The organism is Candidatus Accumulibacter meliphilus (assembly GCF_036625345.1).
Taxonomy (GTDB): Bacteria; Pseudomonadota; Gammaproteobacteria; order Burkholderiales; family Rhodocyclaceae; genus Accumulibacter; species Accumulibacter meliphilus.
The window spans coordinates 307,802-326,529 of sequence record NZ_JAZKTZ010000005.1; the positions used below are offsets into that span (position 1 = coordinate 307,802).

23 protein-coding genes are annotated in these 18,728 nt (G+C 62.5%); 19 read left to right on the forward strand and 4 right to left on the reverse strand.

Going from position 1 to position 18,728, the window contains the following annotated elements:
* Nucleotides 1-50 precede the first annotated feature (50 nt).
* The 5 genes from apbC (at nt 51) to hisD (ending at nt 6,317) form a co-directional block, all read left to right on the forward strand.
* Nucleotides 51-1,142, forward strand: a complete 1,092-nt coding sequence (gene apbC / locus V5B40_RS12525) for an iron-sulfur cluster carrier protein ApbC (RefSeq protein WP_332354800.1) — start codon at nt 51-53, stop codon at nt 1,140-1,142.
* Between the two features lie 156 nt (nt 1,143-1,298).
* The gene (gene dcd / locus V5B40_RS12530; protein WP_332354801.1) at nt 1,299-1,865 is read left to right on the forward strand and encodes a dCTP deaminase; all 567 of its coding nucleotides are present in this window, start codon (nt 1,299-1,301) and stop codon (nt 1,863-1,865) included.
* Between the two features lie 112 nt (nt 1,866-1,977).
* Nucleotides 1,978-4,224: an arginine/lysine/ornithine decarboxylase gene (locus tag V5B40_RS12535; protein WP_332354802.1), complete on the forward strand. Its 2,247-nt coding sequence runs from the start codon at nt 1,978-1,980 to the stop codon at nt 4,222-4,224.
* Nucleotides 4,225-4,362: 138 nt separating this feature from the next.
* Nucleotides 4,363-5,007, forward strand: coding sequence for an ATP phosphoribosyltransferase (gene hisG / locus V5B40_RS12540; protein WP_332354803.1), 645 nt, complete (start codon nt 4,363-4,365; stop codon nt 5,005-5,007).
* Nucleotides 5,004-6,317: a histidinol dehydrogenase gene (gene hisD / locus V5B40_RS12545; RefSeq protein WP_332354804.1), complete on the forward strand. Its 1,314-nt coding sequence runs from the start codon at nt 5,004-5,006 to the stop codon at nt 6,315-6,317. The genes hisG and hisD overlap by 4 nt, the downstream gene beginning before the upstream one ends.
* A gap of 53 nt (nt 6,318-6,370) precedes the next feature.
* Here the strand turns inward: hisD and hisC are convergent, their stop codons facing one another.
* Nucleotides 6,371-7,447, reverse strand: a complete 1,077-nt coding sequence (hisC, locus tag V5B40_RS12550) for a histidinol-phosphate transaminase (protein ID WP_332354805.1) — start codon at nt 7,445-7,447, stop codon at nt 6,371-6,373.
* A gap of 167 nt (nt 7,448-7,614) precedes the next feature.
* Here hisC and hisB point away from each other — a divergent pair, with 167 nt between their 5' ends.
* From hisB to tatC, 10 genes are all read left to right on the forward strand, one after another.
* Nucleotides 7,615-8,202, forward strand: a complete 588-nt coding sequence (gene hisB, locus V5B40_RS12555; RefSeq protein ID WP_332354806.1) for an imidazoleglycerol-phosphate dehydratase HisB — start codon at nt 7,615-7,617, stop codon at nt 8,200-8,202.
* Nucleotides 8,202-8,861 carry an imidazole glycerol phosphate synthase subunit HisH gene (gene hisH / locus V5B40_RS12560; RefSeq protein WP_332354807.1) on the forward strand — a complete coding sequence of 220 codons (660 nt, stop codon included), beginning with the start codon at nt 8,202-8,204 and terminating at the stop codon, nt 8,859-8,861. The genes hisB and hisH overlap by 1 nt, the downstream gene beginning before the upstream one ends.
* Nucleotides 8,862-8,932: 71 nt before the next feature.
* On the forward strand, nt 8,933-9,676 hold the full coding sequence (gene hisA / locus V5B40_RS12565) for a 1-(5-phosphoribosyl)-5-[(5-phosphoribosylamino)methylideneamino]imidazole-4-carboxamide isomerase (protein ID WP_332354808.1): 744 nt from the start codon (nt 8,933-8,935) through the stop codon (nt 9,674-9,676).
* A 39-nt stretch (nt 9,677-9,715) separates the two neighbouring features.
* Nucleotides 9,716-10,477 (forward strand): imidazole glycerol phosphate synthase subunit HisF, encoded by a 762-nt coding sequence (gene hisF, locus V5B40_RS12570; protein ID WP_332354809.1) that lies wholly within the window; start codon nt 9,716-9,718, stop codon nt 10,475-10,477.
* Nucleotides 10,474-10,878 (forward strand): phosphoribosyl-AMP cyclohydrolase, encoded by a 405-nt coding sequence (hisI, locus tag V5B40_RS12575; protein WP_332354811.1) that lies wholly within the window; start codon nt 10,474-10,476, stop codon nt 10,876-10,878. Before hisF ends, hisI begins: the two co-directional genes overlap by 4 nt.
* Complete coding sequence (locus V5B40_RS12580; protein WP_332354812.1) at nt 10,875-11,195, forward strand: phosphoribosyl-ATP diphosphatase; 321 nt, start codon at nt 10,875-10,877, stop codon at nt 11,193-11,195. Before hisI ends, V5B40_RS12580 begins: the two co-directional genes overlap by 4 nt.
* A 3-nt stretch (nt 11,196-11,198) precedes the next feature.
* On the forward strand, nt 11,199-11,549 hold the full coding sequence (locus tag V5B40_RS12585; RefSeq protein WP_332354813.1) for a histidine triad nucleotide-binding protein: 351 nt from the start codon (nt 11,199-11,201) through the stop codon (nt 11,547-11,549).
* Between the two features lie 79 nt (nt 11,550-11,628).
* Nucleotides 11,629-11,883: a Sec-independent protein translocase subunit TatA gene (gene tatA / locus V5B40_RS12590; protein WP_332354814.1), complete on the forward strand. Its 255-nt coding sequence runs from the start codon at nt 11,629-11,631 to the stop codon at nt 11,881-11,883.
* Nucleotides 11,884-11,984: 101 nt separating this feature from the next.
* On the forward strand, nt 11,985-12,413 hold the full coding sequence (tatB, locus tag V5B40_RS12595; RefSeq protein ID WP_332354815.1) for a Sec-independent protein translocase protein TatB: 429 nt from the start codon (nt 11,985-11,987) through the stop codon (nt 12,411-12,413).
* A 7-nt stretch (nt 12,414-12,420) separates the two neighbouring features.
* On the forward strand, nt 12,421-13,281 hold the full coding sequence (tatC, locus tag V5B40_RS12600; RefSeq protein ID WP_332354816.1) for a twin-arginine translocase subunit TatC: 861 nt from the start codon (nt 12,421-12,423) through the stop codon (nt 13,279-13,281).
* Nucleotides 13,282-13,321: 40 nt separating this feature from the next.
* On the opposite strand, the gene V5B40_RS12605 is transcribed toward tatC, so the two are convergent.
* Nucleotides 13,322-14,146, reverse strand: a complete 825-nt coding sequence (locus V5B40_RS12605) for a class II glutamine amidotransferase (protein WP_332354817.1) — start codon at nt 14,144-14,146, stop codon at nt 13,322-13,324.
* 14 nt (nt 14,147-14,160) lie between these two features.
* Entirely contained in the window at nt 14,161-15,345 is a 1,185-nt protein-coding gene (locus V5B40_RS12610) for a trypsin-like peptidase domain-containing protein (RefSeq protein WP_332354818.1), read from the reverse strand.
* A gap of 21 nt (nt 15,346-15,366) precedes the next feature.
* Between V5B40_RS12610 and V5B40_RS12615 the strand changes: the two genes are divergently transcribed.
* Genes V5B40_RS12615 through V5B40_RS12630 form a run of 4 tightly spaced genes read left to right on the forward strand, consistent with a single transcriptional unit; the run spans nt 15,367 to nt 18,038 of the window.
* Nucleotides 15,367-16,113, forward strand: a complete 747-nt coding sequence (locus V5B40_RS12615; protein ID WP_332354819.1) for a Nif3-like dinuclear metal center hexameric protein — start codon at nt 15,367-15,369, stop codon at nt 16,111-16,113.
* A 24-nt stretch (nt 16,114-16,137) separates the two neighbouring features.
* A complete protein-coding gene (locus V5B40_RS12620) occupies nt 16,138-16,821 on the forward strand; it encodes a fumarylacetoacetate hydrolase family protein (RefSeq protein WP_332354820.1) in 684 nt (227 codons plus the stop codon).
* A gap of 46 nt (nt 16,822-16,867) precedes the next feature.
* Nucleotides 16,868-17,431: a Gx transporter family protein gene (locus V5B40_RS12625; RefSeq protein ID WP_332354821.1), complete on the forward strand. Its 564-nt coding sequence runs from the start codon at nt 16,868-16,870 to the stop codon at nt 17,429-17,431.
* Nucleotides 17,424-18,038, forward strand: a complete 615-nt coding sequence (locus V5B40_RS12630) for a flavin prenyltransferase UbiX (RefSeq protein ID WP_332354822.1) — start codon at nt 17,424-17,426, stop codon at nt 18,036-18,038. The genes V5B40_RS12625 and V5B40_RS12630 overlap by 8 nt, the downstream gene beginning before the upstream one ends.
* Before the next feature lie 208 nt (nt 18,039-18,246).
* Here V5B40_RS12630 and V5B40_RS12635 read toward each other — a convergent pair whose 3' ends face one another.
* Complete coding sequence (locus V5B40_RS12635; protein WP_332354823.1) at nt 18,247-18,684, reverse strand: hypothetical protein; 438 nt, start codon at nt 18,682-18,684, stop codon at nt 18,247-18,249.
* Between the last annotated feature and the right edge of the window lie 44 nt (nt 18,685-18,728).

Genomic DNA, 18,728 nt, shown 5'->3' on the forward strand with positions numbered 1-18,728 from the left:
GTAAACTTTACTAAATTACTCAGGTATACATCACAGGAGCTCTGGCAACCATGGCTGTAACGATAGAAGCCGTACAGGCGGCACTGAAGGATCTGATTGATCCGAACACGGAAAAAGACTACCTGTCGACGCGTTCGGCAAAAAACATAAAAGTCGCAGGGGCCGACGTTTCGCTCGACATCGAACTCGGCTACCCGGCAAAAACACAAATCGACGAAATCCGTCGGACGGTGATCGAAAAGCTGAAAACGATCCCGGGAATCGGCAATATCAGCGCCAACCTCAGCGTCAACATCGTCGCTCATACCGTGCAACGCGGCCTGAAGCCGCTGCCCGGCGTCAAGAACATCATCGCCGTGGCCTCGGGCAAGGGTGGCGTCGGCAAGAGCACGACGGCGGTGAACCTGGCTCTGGCCCTGGCTCAGGAAGGCGCCACGGTCGGTCTGCTCGACGCCGACATTTATGGTCCTTCGCAGCCGCAGATGCTCGGTCTGACAGGCCAGAAGCCCGAGTCCGAGGACGGCAAGACAATGGATCCGCTGCGCGCACACGGCCTGCAGGCGATGTCGATCGGCTTCATGATCGATATCGATTCGCCGATGGTCTGGCGCGGACCAATGGTCACTCAGGCTCTCGAACAGCTGCTCAAACAGACCAGCTGGGACGACGTCGATTACCTGATCGTGGATATGCCGCCGGGAACCGGCGACACGCAGCTGACCCTGGCGCAGAAGGTTCCCGTGACCGGCGCGGTGATCGTCACCACCCCGCAGGACATTGCGCTGATCGACGCCCGCAAGGGGCTCAAGATGTTCGAGAAAGTGGGCATCCCGATTCTCGGCCTGGTCGAGAACATGAGCATTCATATCTGTACGCAGTGTGGCCACGAAGAACATATTTTCGGCCAGGGCGGCGGTGCGCAGATGTGCAAGGACTACGACACCGAGTTCCTTGGCGCCCTGCCACTGGAACTTTCGATTCGCGAGCTGACCGATGCTGGCACGCCGACCGTCGTCGGCGCACCCGATTCCCGCGCCGCGGAAATCTACCGGACAATCGCCCGCCGTCTGGCGGTCAAGGTCGCCGAGCGCAGCCGCGACATGAGCGCCAAGTTCCCGAGTATCGTCGTTCAGAACACCTGAGCGCTGCCGCAGCAGGCAGGCCGCTTGCGCTGCGTTCGTGCGCACGGCCCTGCTGGTGCTCGCCTGGCAGCCCCAGCAGTGCTTGCTGGTTTCTTCTCCCGGCCGGACGCCGTAGAATGGGCACCTTTAGCACGCGCAGGGTTAAGGTGACCAGCAATGTCGATCAAGTCGGACAGGTGGATCCGCCGCATGGCGGAAGAGCACGGCATGATCGAGCCTTTCGAAGCACACCAGGTGCGCGAGATTGACGGTCGCCGGATTGTCTCCTATGGCACTTCGAGCTACGGATATGACATTCGCTGCTCGAACGAATTTAAGCTGTTCACCAACCTCAACTCGACGATCGTCGACCCGAAGAACTTCGATCCGAATTCCTTCGTCGAGGTCAAGAACGACTTCTGCATCATCCCTCCGAACTCGTTTGCCCTGGCCCGTACCGTCGAATATTTCCGTATCCCGCGCAGCGTGCTGACCGTCTGCCTCGGCAAGAGCACCTACGCGCGCTGCGGGATCATCGTCAACGTGACGCCGTTCGAACCCGAGTGGGAAGGCCACGTGACGCTGGAATTCTCGAATACGACCCCACTGCCGGCGAAGATCTACGCCAACGAGGGCATCGCCCAGGTCCTGTTTTTCGAATCCGACGAGGAATGCGAAACCTCGTACAAGGATCGTGCCGGGAAATACCAGGGCCAGACCGGCGTGACGCTGCCGAAAATGTGACTCGTGCCTGACGCCAGCAACATCGTCGGCCTCAGGCAACAAGCGCCGCCAACGCTCTCCCAGGTTCGCCGTGCTCGCGTCCTATCTCTCTTGATTTCGTACTGGACTGGCCATGCATTTCGATTTCCCGGTAATCATCATCGACAAGGACTACCGTTCGGAGAACACCGGCGGTCTGGGTATCCGGGCGCTGGCCAAGGCCATCGAGAAGAAAGGCTTTGAGGCCATCGGCGTCACCAGCTATGGCGACCTGACCTCGTTTGCACAGCAACAGAGCCGCGCCTCGGCGTTCATCCTGTCGATTGACGACGAAGACTTCAGAGACCGCAAGGCCGATGAGACGGTCGCCAGCCTGCGCGCCTTCGTCAAGGAAATCCGTTGCCGCAACGAGGACATTCCGATCTTCCTGTACGGCGAGACACGAACCTCGGTGCACATCCCCAACGATGTGCTTCGCGAGCTGCACGGTTTCATCCACATGTTCGAGGACACCGCCGAATTCATCGGCCGTTACGTCATCCGCGAGGCCAAAGCCTACCTCGACAGCCTGGCGCCGCCTTTCTTCCGCGCGCTGACCCATTATGCTGAAGATGGCTCTTATTCGTGGCATTGCCCGGGCCACTCGGGCGGGGTGGCTTTCCTGAAAAGCCCGGTTGGCCGCATGTTCCATCAGTTCTTCGGCGAGAACATGCTGCGCGCGGATGTTTGCAATGCGGTCGAGGAACTCGGCCAATTGCTCGACCATACCGGCCCGGTCGCCGCCTCGGAGCGCAATGCGGCGCGCATTTTCAGCGCCGACCACCTCTTTTTCGTCACCAACGGCACTTCGACATCGAACAAGATCGTCTGGCACTCGACCGTCGCGCCAGGCGATGTGGTCATCGTCGATCGCAACTGCCACAAGTCGGTGCTCCACTCAATCATCATGACTGGCGCGATCCCGGTATTCCTGATGCCGACCAGAAACCACTACGGAATCATCGGCCCGATTCCCAAGGAACAGTTCCGCTGGGAGAATATCCGCAAGAAGATCGAGTCACACCCCTTCGCCCGCGAGGTCAAGGCCAAGCCACGCGTACTGACGATCACCCAAAGCACTTACGACGGCATCCTCTACAACGTCGAGGAAATCAAGGAAATGCTCGACGGTGCGATCGACACCCTGCACTTCGACGAAGCCTGGCTGCCACACGCCGCCTTCCATGACTTCTATGGCGACTACCATGCCATCGGAGCTGACCGGCCGCGCTGCAAGAACACCATGATCTTCTCGACGCAATCGACGCACAAGCTGCTGGCCGGCCTGTCGCAGGCATCACAAATTCTGGTACAGGATTCGCAAGAGCGCAAACTCGACCGCGACATCTTCAACGAAGCCTATCTGATGCACACCTCGACCTCGCCGCAATACGCGATCATCGCCTCCTGCGACGTTGCCGCGGCGATGATGGAGGCGCCGGGAGGCACCGCGCTGGTCGAGGAATCGGTTGCCGAAGCGCTCAACTTCCGGCGCACGATGCGCAAGGTCGAACAGGAGTGGGGTGCCGACTGGTGGTTCAAGGTCTGGGGGCCGGACGATCTCTCCGAAGAAGGCATCGAGGAACGCGCGGCGTGGATCCTCAAACCCGGCGAACGCTGGCATGGCTTCGGCATGCTCGCCGAAGGCTTCAACATGCTCGATCCGATCAAGGCAACGATCATTACGCCCGGGCTGGACGTCGATGGCGACTTCGCCGATTGGGGAATACCGGCGGCCATCGTCACCAAGTACCTCGCCGAACACGGCATCATCGTCGAGAAGTGCGGCCTCTACTCGTTCTTCATCATGTTCACCATCGGCATCACCAAGGGTCGCTGGAACACGATGGTCACCGAACTGCAGCAGTTCAAGGATGGCTACGACCAGAACCTGCCGCTGTGGAAAGTGATGCCGGAGTTCCTGGCCAAGAACGCCCGTTACGCCGGCTACGGACTGAAGGACCTGTGCAAGCAGATTCACGGCATCTACGCCGCCAACGACATCGCCCACCTGACCACCCGGATGTATCTCTCCGACATGGAACCGGCGATGAAGCCGACCGACGCTTTCGCGAGCATGGCGCACCGCGAGATTGACCGCGTACCGATTGATGATCTCGAAGGGCGGATTACCAGCACCCTGCTCACCCCCTACCCGCCAGGAATTCCGCTACTCATCCCGGGCGAGCGTTTCAACGCCACCATCGTTCGCTATCTCCGCTTCGCGCGCGATTTCAATGAACGCTTCCCGGGCTTCGAAACCGACGTCCACGGCCTGGTCAAAGCGGTGGTCAACGGCAAGCCGGTTTACTCGGTGGACTGCGTTCGCGGCGCTCTCTGACCTTCCTGCAGCGCCTGCCCGTCGACCGTCCGATCCGCAGCTTACACACCGCAGAGAACTCAGACGGTGCCGCGCAAGCGGCCTCGGCGACGGCATTGCGGTAGAATGCGCGCTTCGTTGTCGCGCAGGAAACGCACCGTGAATGGCATCACCATCGCCCTCTCGAAGGGCCGAATTTTTGAAGAGACCCTGCCACTTCTGGCGGCCGCCGGCATCGAGCCACTCGAGGATCCGGAAACCTCGCGCAAGCTGATCATTGCCACCAGCCGCGACGATGTGCGCCTGGTCATTGTCCGCGCCACCGACGCGCCGACTTACGTGCAATACGGCGCTGCCGACCTCGGCGTCGCCGGCAAGGATGTCCTGCTCGAACACGGCAGCGACGGCCTCTACCAGCCGATCGACCTGAAAATCGCCAAATGCCGGATGATGGTCGCCATCCCGGCCGGTTTCGACTACGCCAACGCCGTCCGTCAGGGCGCGCGACTCAAGGTGGCCAGCAAGTATGTCAATATTGCTCGCGAACACTTCGCCGCCAAGGGCGTGCATGTCGACCTGATCAAACTCTACGGTTCGATGGAACTGGCGCCGCTGGCCGGTCTCGCCGACGCCATCGTCGACCTGGTGTCCACCGGCAGCACGCTGAAAGCGAACAACTTGATCGCCGTCGAGCACGTCATGGACATTTCGTCGCGACTGATCGTCAATCAGGCCGCGCTCAAGCTGAAGCGCGAGACGCTGGAGCCGATTCTCGACGCCATCGCCGCGGTGGTCGAGCGATGATCGGAATCAAACGCCTGAACAGCGCCGACGCCGATTTCGCAACGCAACTCGACGCGCTGCTCGCTTTCGAGGCCACTCAGGACGAGGCCATCGAGGGCACGGTCGCCGCCATCCTTGCCGACGTCAAAGTCCGCGGCGACGCCGCCGTGATCGAGTACACGCAAGCTTTCGACGGCCTGCAGGCGAATTCCATGGCCGAACTGGAAATCCCGCAGCAAGCGCTGCAAGAAGCCCTGGCCAATCTCCACGGCGAGCAGCGCCAGGCGCTCGAAGCAGCGGCCAGGCGCGTGCGCAGCTACCATCAGCGGCAGACCGTGCATAGCTGGCAATATGAAGAGGACGACGCGGAAACGCGCGGCACCATGCTTGGCCAGAAGATCACCCCGCTTGACCGGGTCGGCCTCTACGTGCCTGGCGGCAAGGCCTCGTACCCGTCGTCGGTACTGATGAACGCCATCCCCGCGCGCGTCGCCGGCGTCGGCGAGTTGATCATGGTCGTACCCACGCCGGCCGGGGAACAGAACCCGCTGGTACTGGCTGCCGCAGCACTGGTCGGCGTCGACCGGGTATTCACCATCGGCGGCGCGCAGGCGGTCGCGGCGCTGGCCTATGGCACGCAGACCGTTCCGCAAGTTGACAAGATCGTCGGCCCCGGCAACGCCTACGTCGCCGCCGCCAAGCGCCGCGTCTTCGGCGTCGTCGGCATCGACATGGTCGCCGGCCCATCGGAGATCCTGGTGATCTGCGATGGCCATACCGACCCCGACTGGGTGGCGATGGACCTCTTTTCTCAGGCCGAGCACGACGAACTGGCACAATCGCTGCTGCTTTGTCCGGACGCAGCGTACATCGAGCGCGTCGCTGCGGCACTCGAAAAGCTCTTGCCGAGCATGCCGCGCCAGCGCGTGATCCGTGCCGCGCTGGAAAATCGCGGCGCGCTGATCCAGGTGCGCGATCTCGACGAAGCCTGCCGCATCGCCAACCGCATCGCTCCCGAACACCTCGAACTGTCGCTCGACGACGCCGAAGCCTGGGTAGACAAGATCGACCACGCCGGCGCAATTTTCATCGGCCGCTACACCTCGGAGTCGCTGGGCGACTACTGCGCGGGTCCGAACCACGTTTTGCCGACCTCCGGGAGCGCGCGCTTCTCATCACCGCTCGGCGTCTATGACTTCCAGAAACGGAGCAGCCTGATCCGCGTTTCGCAGGCGGCGTCGAAAACGCTGGGGCGCATTGCGGCGACGCTGGCCTACGGCGAAGGCCTGCCGGCACACGCCCGCTCAGCCGAGTACCGCATCGAGAGCTGAGCGGCAGCGCCTGCCCTTCAGCACCGCAGTCAAAATCTCAAAATCTCAGGCACTCAAGCGAGAATCTCGCGCAACGCTTCGATCAGCAGTTCGCCCTGCGCGTCGGTACCGATGGTGATGCGCAGGTGCTGGTCGATGCGCGGCAACTTGAAGTGGCGCACGATGATTCCGCGCTGACGCAAGGCCGTCGCGAGTTCAGCCGCATCGCGTTGCCGGTGACGCGCAAAGACGAAATTGGCCGCCGACGGCAAGACCTCGAAACCCAGCCCCGACAAAGCACGGCACAAGACCTCGCGGCTGTGCATCACCGCTTGCCGCGTGCCGTCGAAATAGGTCTGGTCGCCGATCGCGGCGACGGCGCCGACAATCGCCAGACGATCGAGTGGATACGAGTTGAAGCTGTTCTTGACGCGGTCCAGCGCCTCGATCAGTTCGCACTGGCCGACCGCGTAGCCGACCCGCAGGCCGGCCAGCGAGTGCGCCTTGGACAGGGTACGCACGACCAGCAGGTTCGGGTGTGCATTGACCAGCGCCATCGCCGACTCGCCGCCGAAGTCCACGTAAGCTTCATCAACGACGACGACCGACTGCCGATGCCTGGCCAGCAGGGAGGCGATCGCTGGCAGCGGCAGCAGGCAGCCGGTCGGCGCATTCGGGTTCGGAAAAATAATGCCGCCGTTGGCTGCCACGTAGTCGTCGACACGGATCGCAAAACTTTCATCCAGGGGCACCGTCGCATAAGCGACCTCGTACAAACCGCAGTAGACCGGATAGAAGCTGTAGGTGATGTCGGGAAAGAGAATCGGTCGTTCGTGCTTGAGCAGCGCCATGAACACATGCGCCAGCACTTCATCCGAGCCGTTGCCGACGAAGACCTGCTGCGCCGTGATGCCGAAATCGGCAAAGCGCGCGGCAACGGCTTCCTTGAGGCGATCGGCGCTCGGATCCGGGTACAGGCGCAGCCTTTCGCCGCCGTTCATCAACTCTTCGACAATCGCCGCGAACACGCGCGGGGATGGCGGATAGGGATTCTCGTTGGTGTTCAGCTTGACCAGCTTGGCCAACTTCGGCTGCTCGCCAGGAACATAAGGCGTCAGGCGATGAACAAGGGAACTCCAGTAGCGGCTCATGAAAGGCGGCTCAGTTCGGATGCAAGGGAAGCATGAAATGGTATCATGCGCCTCTGTCGGTCAAGGCGACGTTCGCCGATTGGTGGCACTCTTGCAGTGCCCGCACGCGAAGCGCGAAGATTTTCTTCAAACCCGACATTTTTTTGCCACCCTGCGATGGTCTCCCGATGCGGCAAGCAGAAGTTTCCAGGAATACACTCGAAACCCGGATCACCGTTCGCCTGAACCTCGATGGCAGCGGCCAGAGCAGCTTCGCCACCGGTGTCCCCTTTCTCGATCACATGCTCGAGCAGATTGCCCGGCACGGCCTGATCGACCTCGAAATTCAAGCCGACGGCGACCTGCACATCGACGCGCACCACACCGTCGAGGATATCGGCATCACCTTCGGCCAGGCGCTGGCCAAGGCATTGGGCGACAAAAAAGGGCTGCGCCGCTACGGGCACGCCTATGTGCCTCTCGACGAAGCCCTTTCGCGCGTGGTGATCGACCTTTCCGGCCGCCCGGGCCTCGAATTCCATGTCGATTTCAAGCGCGCGATGATTGGCGCTTTCGACGTCGATCTGGTGCATGAATTCTTCCAGGGCCTGGTCAATCATGCCTTGCTGAGCCTGCACATCGACAATCTGCGTGGCGACAACGCGCACCACCAGGCGGAAACGGTATTCAAGGCCTTCGGACGCGCCCTGCGCGCCGCCGTCGAAATCGATCCTCGCGCCGGCGCCAGCATCCCGTCGACCAAAGGCACGCTCTGATGGCCACACTCGCTGCAGCCAGGGGGGCGATCGTCGTGGTCGACTACGGGATGGGCAACCTGCGTTCGGTCTGGCAAGCGCTGGCCCACGTCGCCGACGGTCGCCAGGTGCTGGTCTCGTCGGATCCGGCCACGGTCGCTGCCGCCGAACGCGTGGTCTTCCCCGGGCAAGGCGCCATGCCGGACTGCATGCACGAGATCGAGACGCGCGGCCTGCGTAGCGCGGTGCTCGAAGCCGCCCGCAACAAGCCCTTTCTGGGAATCTGTATCGGCCAACAAATGCTCTTCGAGCATAGCGACGAAGGAAATGTCCCCGGCCTGGGCCTGATCGCCGGCCACGTGCGCCGCTTTCCCGCCGAGAAAATGATCGACGCCATGGGTCGCAAGCTCAAGGTGCCGCACATGGGCTGGAACGAGGTCAGGCACAGCCGCGAACACGCGCTCTGGAAAGGCATTGCCAACGATGCGCGCTTCTATTTTGTGCACAGTTACTTCGTCGAACCGCAGGATGAGGACTACGTCGTCGGCAGCACCCGCTACGGCATACCCTTTACCAGTGCAGTGGCTCGGGATAATATCTTTGCCATTCAGTGCCATCCGGAAAAGAGCGCCATTGACGGGCTCGCCATGCTGGCCAATTTCGTCGCCTGGAAGCCTTGACCGAGTCCCGGTCTGCCTGCTTCCAGCGCCCTGCCCACCCCCTCCTTACAACTCACTTCAAACACTCCGACATGTTGATTATCCCCGCGATTGACCTCAAAGGCGGACAGTGCGTCCGGCTCAAACAGGGTCTCATGGAGCAGGTAACCGTCTTCTCCAGTTCTCCCGGCGAGCAGGCGCGTGCGTGGCTTGCCCAGGGCGCCCGGCGCCTGCACGTGGTCGACCTCGACGGCGCCTTTGCCGGCAAGCCGAAAAATGAGAACGCCATCAAAGAAATCGTGCAGGCGGTCGGCAGCGACATCCCGGTCCAGCTTGGCGGCGGCATTCGCGATCTCGACACCATCGAACGCTGCCTCGACGACGGCGTCAGCTATGTGATCATTGGCACCGCTGCGGTCAAGAATCCCGGCTTCCTGCATGATGCCTGCGGCGCCTTCCCCGGCCACATCATCGTCGGCCTCGATGCCCGCGACGGAAAAGTGGCGGTTGACGGCTGGTCCAAGATGACCGGACACGACGTCATTGATCTGGCAAAGAAGTACGAGGACTATGGTGTCGAGGCGATCATCTACACCGATATTGGTCGCGATGGCATGCTCTCGGGATTCAATATCGAGGCCACCGTCAAGCTGGCCCAGGCACTGCTGATCCCGGTCATCGCCAGCGGCGGTCTGTCGAGCATCGACGACATTCGGCAGCTTTGTGCGGTCGAGCAGGAAGGCATCAGCGCCGCCATCGCCGGCCGCGCCATTTACGACGGCTCGCTGGATTTTGCCGTCGCGCAAGCGGAAGCGGACCGTGCGGCGCATGCCTGAGTGCGCCGCCAGCTGGCAAGATCAAGGCGCTGACTGAGCATGGGCCTGGCCAAACGCATCATCCCCTGCCTGGACGTGACTGCCGGTCGTGTCGTCAAGGGCACCAATTTCGTCGAGTTGCGCGATGCCGGTGACCCGGTCGAAATCGCTCGCCGCTATGGCCAGCAGGGGGCCGACGAAATCACCTTCCTTGACATCACCGCCTCGTCGGATCAGCGCGACATCATTCTGCACGTCGTCGAAGCCTGTGCTGCGGAAGTCTTCATTCCACTGACCGTTGGTGGTGGCGTGCGCTCGGTTGCCGACGTCCGGCGCTTGCTGAACGCGGGCGCCGACAAGGTGAGCATGAACACCGCCGCCGTCGAGAACCCGGACCTGGTCGCCAACGCCTCGGCCAAGGTCGGCAATCAATGCATCGTCGTCGCCATCGACGCCAAACAGGTGGCAGCGGGTGAATGGCAGGTGTTCACCCATGGCGGACGCCGCAACACCGGCATCGACGCCATTGCCTGGGCGCGCCGCGTGCAGCAGCTTGGTGCCGGCGAAATCCTGCTCACCAGCATGGATCGCGACGGCACACGCAACGGTTTCGACCTGCCGCTGACGTGTGCCGTGTCCGACGCCATCGACATTCCGGTGATCGCCAGCGGTGGCGTCGGCAATCTCCAGCATCTCGTCGACGGTGTCAGCGACGGCCGCGCCGATGCTGTTCTGGCGGCGAGCATCTTCCACTTTGGAGAATTCACCGTTCACCAGGCCAAGACCTATATGCGCGAGCGGGGGATCGAGGTCCGCCTGTGAGTGATCTGGACCCCGGCCAGGACTGGCTGGACGCCCTCAAATGGGACGAGCAGGGAATGCTTCCGGCAATTGCCCAGGATGCCAGCAGTGGTCGGGTGCTAATGTTCGCCTTCATGAATCGGCAATCACTGCAGGAGACGGTAAACAGCGGGAGCGCGGTATACTGGTCGCGTTCTCGTCAACGCCTGTGGCGCAAAGGAGAGGAATCCGGTCATGCGCAACGCGTACGCTCGATTCGCACCGACTGTGATGGCGACGTGCTGCTGCTGTCGATCGACCAGGAAGGCGGAATTGCCTGCCACACCGGTCGCGAGAGCTGTTTTTTCTATCAACTGCAGAGGGAAACGTGGGTAACGGCCGACCCGGTGCTCAAGGATCCCAAGGAAATCTACGGTAAATGAACATGGACATGCTGCACCGGATCTCAGAAACGCTGCTTGCGCGCCGCAAGGCCGACCCGGAAACCTCGTATACGGCACAGTTGATGGCCAAGGGGCCGGACGCCATCCTCAAGAAAATCGGCGAAGAAACCGCCGAATTGATCATGGCCGGCAAGGAAGGCAACCGCCTGCATGTGGTCTGGGAATCGACCGACGTGCTCTATCACACGATGGTACTGCTCGCCTTCTACGGCCTGTCGATCGAAGACGTACTGCAGGAAATGCGGCGCCGCGAAGGCGTCTCCGGAATCGACGAGAAAAAGGCGAGGAAAAGCTGAGCCATGGAGGACTGCCTGTTCTGCAAGATCGCGGCCGGGCAAATCCCGGCGCGCAAGGTCTACGAAGACGATGAGCTCTTTGCCTTCCACGACATCAAGCCGGCTCGCCCGGTGCATGTTCTGGTGATCCCGAAACGCCACATCACCTCGCTGGCGAGTACCAGCGAGGCGGATCTGCCGGTTCTCGGACGCATGCTGGCCATCGCCAACCGCCTGGCGACCGAGCAAGGCAGCCCGGACGGCTTCCGCCTGATCATCAACACCGGCGTGATCGGTCATCAGGAAGTGCAGCACCTGCACGCGCACATCGTCGGCGGGCCAGAACCGGTCGGGCCAATGCTCAAACGAGTCTGACGGCAAGCTCTAGTACGCGTGTCGTCGGTCGGGCCGTGACGGTTGCCGAAGCCGTATTTCACATTAATGGAGACCTGACATGGGTTCTTTCAGCATCTGGCATTGGTTGATCGTTCTGGTCATCGTCCTGCTGGTTTTCGGAACCAAGAAACTACGCGGACTGGGCTCCGATCTCGGCGGTGCGGTCAAGGGTTTCAAGGAAGGCATCAAGGAAGCGAGCACCGAAGACCAGGCCGCCACCGACAGCACACCGCCGCCACAGCAACAAACACCGCAACAGGTCAAGGACGCGCAAACCATTGAGGGCGAGGTCCGCGAAAAAACCAGGAGCTAGCGCTGGTCGAGCCGCCAGGGGCGTGAGCGCCCGGCCGCCGGCCAGGGGCTCCGCTGCTCTCGCTGCTTGTTTCTCATCGCTCATTCACTCACCGACGGCCAATGTTTGATATCAGCTTTACCGAGATGATCCTCATAGCGGTCGTCGCGCTGGTGGTGATCGGTCCCGAGCGACTCCCGAAAGTGGCACGTGCGGCGGGGCACCTGCTCGGACGTGTGCAACGTTACGTCAGCGACGTGAAATCCGACATCAGTCGCGAAATGCAGCTCGACGAGCTGAAGAAACTGCGCGCCGAGATCCAGGATTCCGCGCGCAGCGTCGAGCAGTCGCTGAGCAGCGAAATGCAGGCCGCACGCCAGGCCATGACGCAAACCGCGCAAGCGGTCAGCGGCGACGCAAGCACCCCAGCCGCCGCAAACACTCAGCCGAGCATAAGCTCGACCGAGCCGACGCAGCCGGCCGCAGCAAGCGCTGCCACGCCAGCAGCGAATGCGCCCGGCAGCCCCGAAAAACCGGCCGGAACAGTCTGATCAAACAATGAGCGAAGAAACCGGGGATTCATTCCTCTCACACCTGGTCGAGCTACGCGACCGTCTGATACGCGCGCTGATCGCCATCGGCGTTGTCTTCCTCTGTCTGTTCCCCTGGGCAAAGGAACTCTATTCGCTGTTGGCCCAGCCTTTGCTGGAGAAACTCCCGCAAGGTGGCCAGATGATTGCCACCGACGTGATTGGTGTTTTCCTGGTGCCGATGAAAGTGGCACTGATGGTCGCTTTCCTGATCGCCCTGCCCTACGTCCTCTATCAGATCTGGGCTTTCATCGCCCCGGGTCTCTACGCCCACGAGAAGAAACTGGCCTTGCCACTGGTCGGAGTGAGCGTCTTCCTGTTCTTCGTGGGCATGGCTTTCGCGTATTTTCTGGTCTTTCCGACGGTTTTCGGCTTCATGGCCAAAGTGGCGCCCGAAGGCGTCGCCTGGATGACCGACATCGAGAAATACCTGTCATTCGTGATGACCACCTTCATGGCCTTTGGCGTGACCTTCGAGGTGCCGGTGCTGGTCGTCGTCCTGGTGTATGCCAACATCGTCGATCTCGCCAAGCTCAAGGAATGGCGCCCCTACGTCATTGTCGGCTCGTTTGTCGTCGCTGCCGTCCTGACACCGCCGGACGTCATTTCGCAGTTGCTGATGGCCATACCGATGTGCCTGCTTTTTGAACTCGGGCTGGCGCTGGCTCGCTTCGTCACCAAGCGCTCGGCACGTCAGGAGAGGCCCTACGATCAGGAGGCTGCCGCCGCGGCCGAAAGCGAATGGAAGGCGCTGAGTGCCGACGAGATGAACAAGGCTGTCGCCGACCTCCATACGCAAGCAGGACGAGACCAGAAGCCAGACGCCTGAACGCCGCGGCGGTGTGCGGCAAAGCCCGGCAGCCGCTTTTTCAGGAAGGCGCGTTTTCCTCGTTACTCACTCTCTCCGGCCCGGCGACGGTCAGCCGATGCCGCACCGGTGCTCCCTCTTCGAACAGCCACAGACTGCCGCTGGGCAGCGTCGTCCATTGCTCGTTGTCGGTCAGCGGCACAGTGGCGATCACCGCAACGCGATCCTCCGGCGTCGTCACCGCGCTGAAGTCGATACTCACATCCTGGTCGCTCAGATGGGCAACGGCAAACGGTGCCTGGCGAATGATGTAGGTCAGCTGTGTGGAGCAGTGCGCGAACAGGCAGTCGCCATTCGACAACAGGAAATTGCACGCCCCTTGCGTAGCAAGCTCGAGAGTCAGCTGATGCAGGGCCTCGAAAAGCAGCGCCTGGCTCGGCGCATGACTGCCAAAGCGCTGCCGTAAATTCTGTAACAGCCAGCAAAACGCGCGTTCGCTATCGGTGTCGCCAACGGGGGTAAAGCTGCTGTCGAGCTGCGGCGAAAAATCCGGCAAGTGGCCGTTGTGCGCGAAAATCCAGTACCGTCCCCAGAGTTCGCGCATGAACGGGTGGGTGTTTTCGAGTGCCACAACGCCCTGCGTCGCCTTGCGAATATGCGCAATGACATTTTGCGAGTGGATCGGATAGCTGCGTACGAGCTCGGCCAGCGGTGAAGAACACGAGGGCTGTGGTTCGAGGAAAACACGCGTACCGCGACCTTCGAAGAAAGCAATTCCCCAGCCGTCGGAATGGACGTCGGTCGCGCCTCCACGTGCCTGGAATCCGGCAAAAGAGAAACAAATGTCGGTCGGCACATTGCAGTTCATGCCGAGTAGCTGGCACATGGCTCGCCTCCTGGCTAGTCGTCCTCGCGGCTCTGCGGCGCGCGCTTGCCGATCTTGACCGTGATGTCGAACAGCTTGTTCTGGCGACGCAACTGGAAGCTGACCGCTTCGCCCGGCTTCTGGCCGGCGATCAGATCGAGCATCCCATGCGGATCCTCGACCGCGCGACCGGCGACGGCGAGCAGGATATCACCCGGCTTGATCCCACCGGCATCGGCCGGGCCGCCGCGCAGGACACCGGCGATCAGCGCACCGCGAGTATCGGGCAGGCCGAAGGACTCGGCGAGATCGACGGTAATTTCCTGCGCCTCGACGCCAATCCAGCCGCGCGTAACGGTCCCCGTCTCGATGATCTGCTCCATGACATTACGCGCAATCGAGATCGGAATCGCAAAGCCGATGCCGAGCGAGCCGCCGGAACGCGAGTAGATGGCGGTGTTGATGCCGATCAGGTTGCCGCGACTGTCCACCAGCGCGCCACCCGAATTGCCCGGATTGATCGCCGCGTCGGTCTGGATGAAGCTCTCGAAAGTATTGATCCCCAGGTGCGAGCGGCCGAGGGCGGAGATGATGCCCATGGTCACCGTCTGACCGACGCCGAAGGGGTTGCCGATGGCCAGGGTCACGTCGCCGACCAGGACGTCGTCCATCTGCCCAAAGGTGATCGCCGGCAACGGCAAGGCCAGCGCCTTTCCGTTGTCGGCGGTGATCTGCAGCACCGCCAGATCGGATTCCGGGTCGCTGCCGACGAGGCGCGCATTCAGGTTGCGGCCATCGCTGAGCGCGACCTCGATCTGGTCGGCGGATTCGACGACGTGGTTGTTCGTGAGAACATAGCCGCCGGAGCTGACAATGACTCCCGAGCCTAGGCCCGAACTGCTCGGCCCGTCACCGCCCGGATCGTCACCGAAGAAGTGACGGAAAGCCGGGTCGTCGTACAGGGGATGACGACGCGCCCTGACCTTCTGTGCGGTAAAGATATGCACCACCGACGGCAGCGCCTTCTTCGCCGCCTGGCGATACGACGGCGCAACGAGCGTCGGCGCCTCGCCCAGCGTCGCCGACTCCTGCAGGGCAACGATACTGGTGCCGAATACCGGTGCCTTGCCCAGCCATTCCGGCTTGAGGGTGCTGACGACGAAAAGAAGGGCGACACCAAAGGTCACCGTTTGTGCAAAAATCAGCCAGAGCCTGCGCATGGGCGAAACCGGAGCCAGTGAATGAAACGCGAAGAATTGACACGCTACCTGGACGAGATCCTGGACGCAGGCCGCTTCAAGGATTATTGCCCAAACGGACTGCAAGTGGAAGGACGGCCTGAAATCCGCAGCCTGGTCGCCGGCGTCACCGCCAGTCAGGCACTGCTCGACCTTGCCGTGGCGCGTGCCGCCGACGGCATCCTGGTCCATCACGGCTGGTTCTGGCGCGGTGAAGACGGTCGCGTCACCGGCATCCGCCGAACACGTCTGCAAACCCTGCTGCACAATGACATCAACCTGATCGCCTATCACCTGCCGCTCGACAGCCATCCCCAGTTCGGCAACAACGCGCAGCTCGCCAGGCGCTTCGGGTGGCTGCCCGAAGGCCGCTTCGGCGAGCAGGACATCGGCTGGCACGGACGACTGGAAAAGCCGGCCAACGTCGCCGCGGTCAGCAAACACGTCGCTGCGCTGCTACAACGCGAGCCGCTGCTCATCGGCGACGGCGAGCGCCCGGTCAAGTGCGTCGCCTGGTGTTCAGGCGGTGCGCAAGGGCTCTTCGAAGAGGCCATCGCGCTGGGCGCAGACCTCTACCTGAGCGGCGAAATCTCCGAACAGACGGTGCATCTGGCGCGCGAATCCGGCGTCGCCTACCTGGCCGCCGGGCACCATGCCAGCGAACGCTACGGCGTGCAGGCGCTCGCTGCACACCTGGCCGAACGCTTCGGCCTCGACTGTCATTTCGCCGATCTCGACAACCCTGTTTGAAGCCTTAAACCACAAGGAGCAACTATGGCTTACGTCTTTCCACCCGCCGCCCAGGTGTGTGTTCCCGTCGCAGGCAGCGACGCCCTCTTCCCGGTTCGCCGGGTCTACTGCGTCGGGCAGAATTACGCCGCGCACGCAGCCGAAATGGGTGCCGACGGTCGCCAGCCACCGTTCTTCTTCAGCAAGCCTGCCGACGCACTGGTGCCTGGCGGCGGCGATGTCCACTATCCGCCGGGCACCAGCGATCTGCAGCATGAAGTCGAACTGGTGGTCGCGCTATCCGCTGGCGGTGCTGCGGTCTCACCGGCAAAAGCCCTCGACTGGGTCTATGGCTACGCCGTCGGGCTTGATCTGACCCGTCGCGATCTGCAGCGCGCGGCAAAGGAGAAGGGCCAGCCCTGGGACATGGCCAAGGGTTTCGATCAAAGCGCACCGATCGGCGCCATCCAGCCGCGGGCCCGCATCGGTCATCCCGAGCACGGCGCCATCTCGCTCAAGGTCAATGGCCAGCTGCGCCAGAACGGCGACCTCGACCAGATGTCGTGGAAGGTCGCCGAGGTGATTGCCAATCTGTCGACCTACGTCGAGCTGGCGCCCGGTGACCTGATTTTCACCGGCACCCCGGCCGGCGTATCGAAGGTACAACGCGGCGATGTGCTGGAAGCGAGTGTCGCCGGCATCGGCGAGCTCGCGGTGAAACTCGTCTGAAAGCCGTAGTCAGCTGGTCGAGCGCAGCGGCAGCATTGCCGCCGCCTTGCCGACCACGCCGCTGCGCGAGGACCGGCAACTGATACGCCTGGTTGCGACGCCTGAAGACCACCGCATCGCGCAGCTTGCGGCGGCGGCGATCGGGCTGTCACTGATCGATGCGGCGATCCCGCTTCCCCTGCCGGGGGTCAAACCCGGCCTGGCGAACATCGTCACGCTGATTGTCCTGGCCCGTTACGGCTGGGCGGCGGCGGCCTGGGTCACCGGCCTGCGCGTCTTTGCCGGCGGCCTTCTGCTCGGCTACTTCCTTTCGCCTGGCTTCTTCATGAGCCTCACCGGCGCGCTGTTCAGCCTGCTGACGCTGGGCCTGGCCTACCGCTTACCGAGACGCTGGTTCGGCCCGGTCAGCTGGAGCATCCTGGCCGCCTTCGCGCACATCGGCGGCCAACTCGTGCTGGCACGACTATGGCTGATTCCCCACAATGGCCTGTTTCTGATGGTCCCGTTTTTCGCCGTCGCCGCGCTCGTCTTCGGTATCATCAACGGCCTGCTGGCGACGCGCCTGCTGACGGAGCTGTCGGCTAACCAAAGCGAGGTTGAAAATGCCTGAAACCATCTGTCTGGCCTTCACCGGCGCCTCCGGAATGCCCTACGGCGTGCGTTTGCTCGAATGCCTGCTGGCCGCCGACTGCCGCGTGCAACTGCTCTACTCACAGGTCGCACAGATCGTCGCCAAGCAGGAAATGGGGCTGGACTTGCCGGCACGCGCCAGCGACGCCCAGGCCACGCTGCAGGAACGCTATCGAGCCCTGCCCGGCAGGCTGGAAGTTTACGGCCGCGAAGAATGGTTTGCACCGCTCGCCAGCGGCTCCAACCCACCCGACGCGATGGTCATCTGCCCGTGCTCGATGGGAACCCTGGCGGCGATTGCCCAGGGACTGGCCAGCAAGCTGATCGAGCGCGCGGCCGACGTCGTCCTCAAGGAGAACCGCAAGCTGATTCTGGTACCGCGCGAAACACCGCTGTCCGCCATCCATCTCGAGAACATGCTGCGCCTGGTGCGCGCTGGAGCGGTCATCCTGCCGCCCAACCCCGGTTTCTATAACCATCCGCAGTGCGTCGAGGACATGGTGGACTTCGTCGTGGCGCGAATCCTCGATCAACTGCGCGTCGCGCATACGCTAATCCCGCGCTGGGGCGCCGTCGCCGGCGAATGAGCGCCGGAGTCGTTGCCGAACAAGTACGCCTCGCGCGCCCCTGGAAATGCGGCGACATGGCACCGGTTCCCGGCCTGACCCCGGACGACGTCGCGCAGATCACCGCCCTACGTGCAACTGGAGCAGCACAAGGTCGGCATTCGCGAGCTCCAGCGACGGCGATCCGGCCGAGGAGAAACACCAGACAGCGCTGCCATCTGCTCGCCGCCTACTTGCTCCCCGCCAGGGGCGTAAAGCGCGCCTGCTCGGCCGCTTTTCCGGCCAGGGTGATCGAGACGACGACCTTCATGTCCGGCGACGACGCGTATTTGGCGCTGCCTTGCATGCGGTTGTCGCCGTCGGCGGTCAGCGTGGCAGTGCTCTTCTCCTTGCCAGCGAGGATGGTCGCCGTACCGGTCGCGCCGGCGGTCGCGATCTTGGCGCCGGCATGGTCGGTGACATGCACGACGACCGCGCTGTCCCTGGCTTCCTTGTTGTCACCGGCGACCACCAGCTCGAAATGGTAGGGGCCAGCCATGCGCAACTGGCCGCCATTGGCCCCTTTCTGGGTATCCAGATACGCGTCGGAGTGAGCGAGCAAGGGCTGGCTGGCGAGAATGAAGGCGCTGCTGGCGGCGGCGAGAATCAGGGCTTTGATCGGTGGCATGGGAAACTCCTTGTGGGTTGAAACAGGTTCAGCAATCTCGGGGT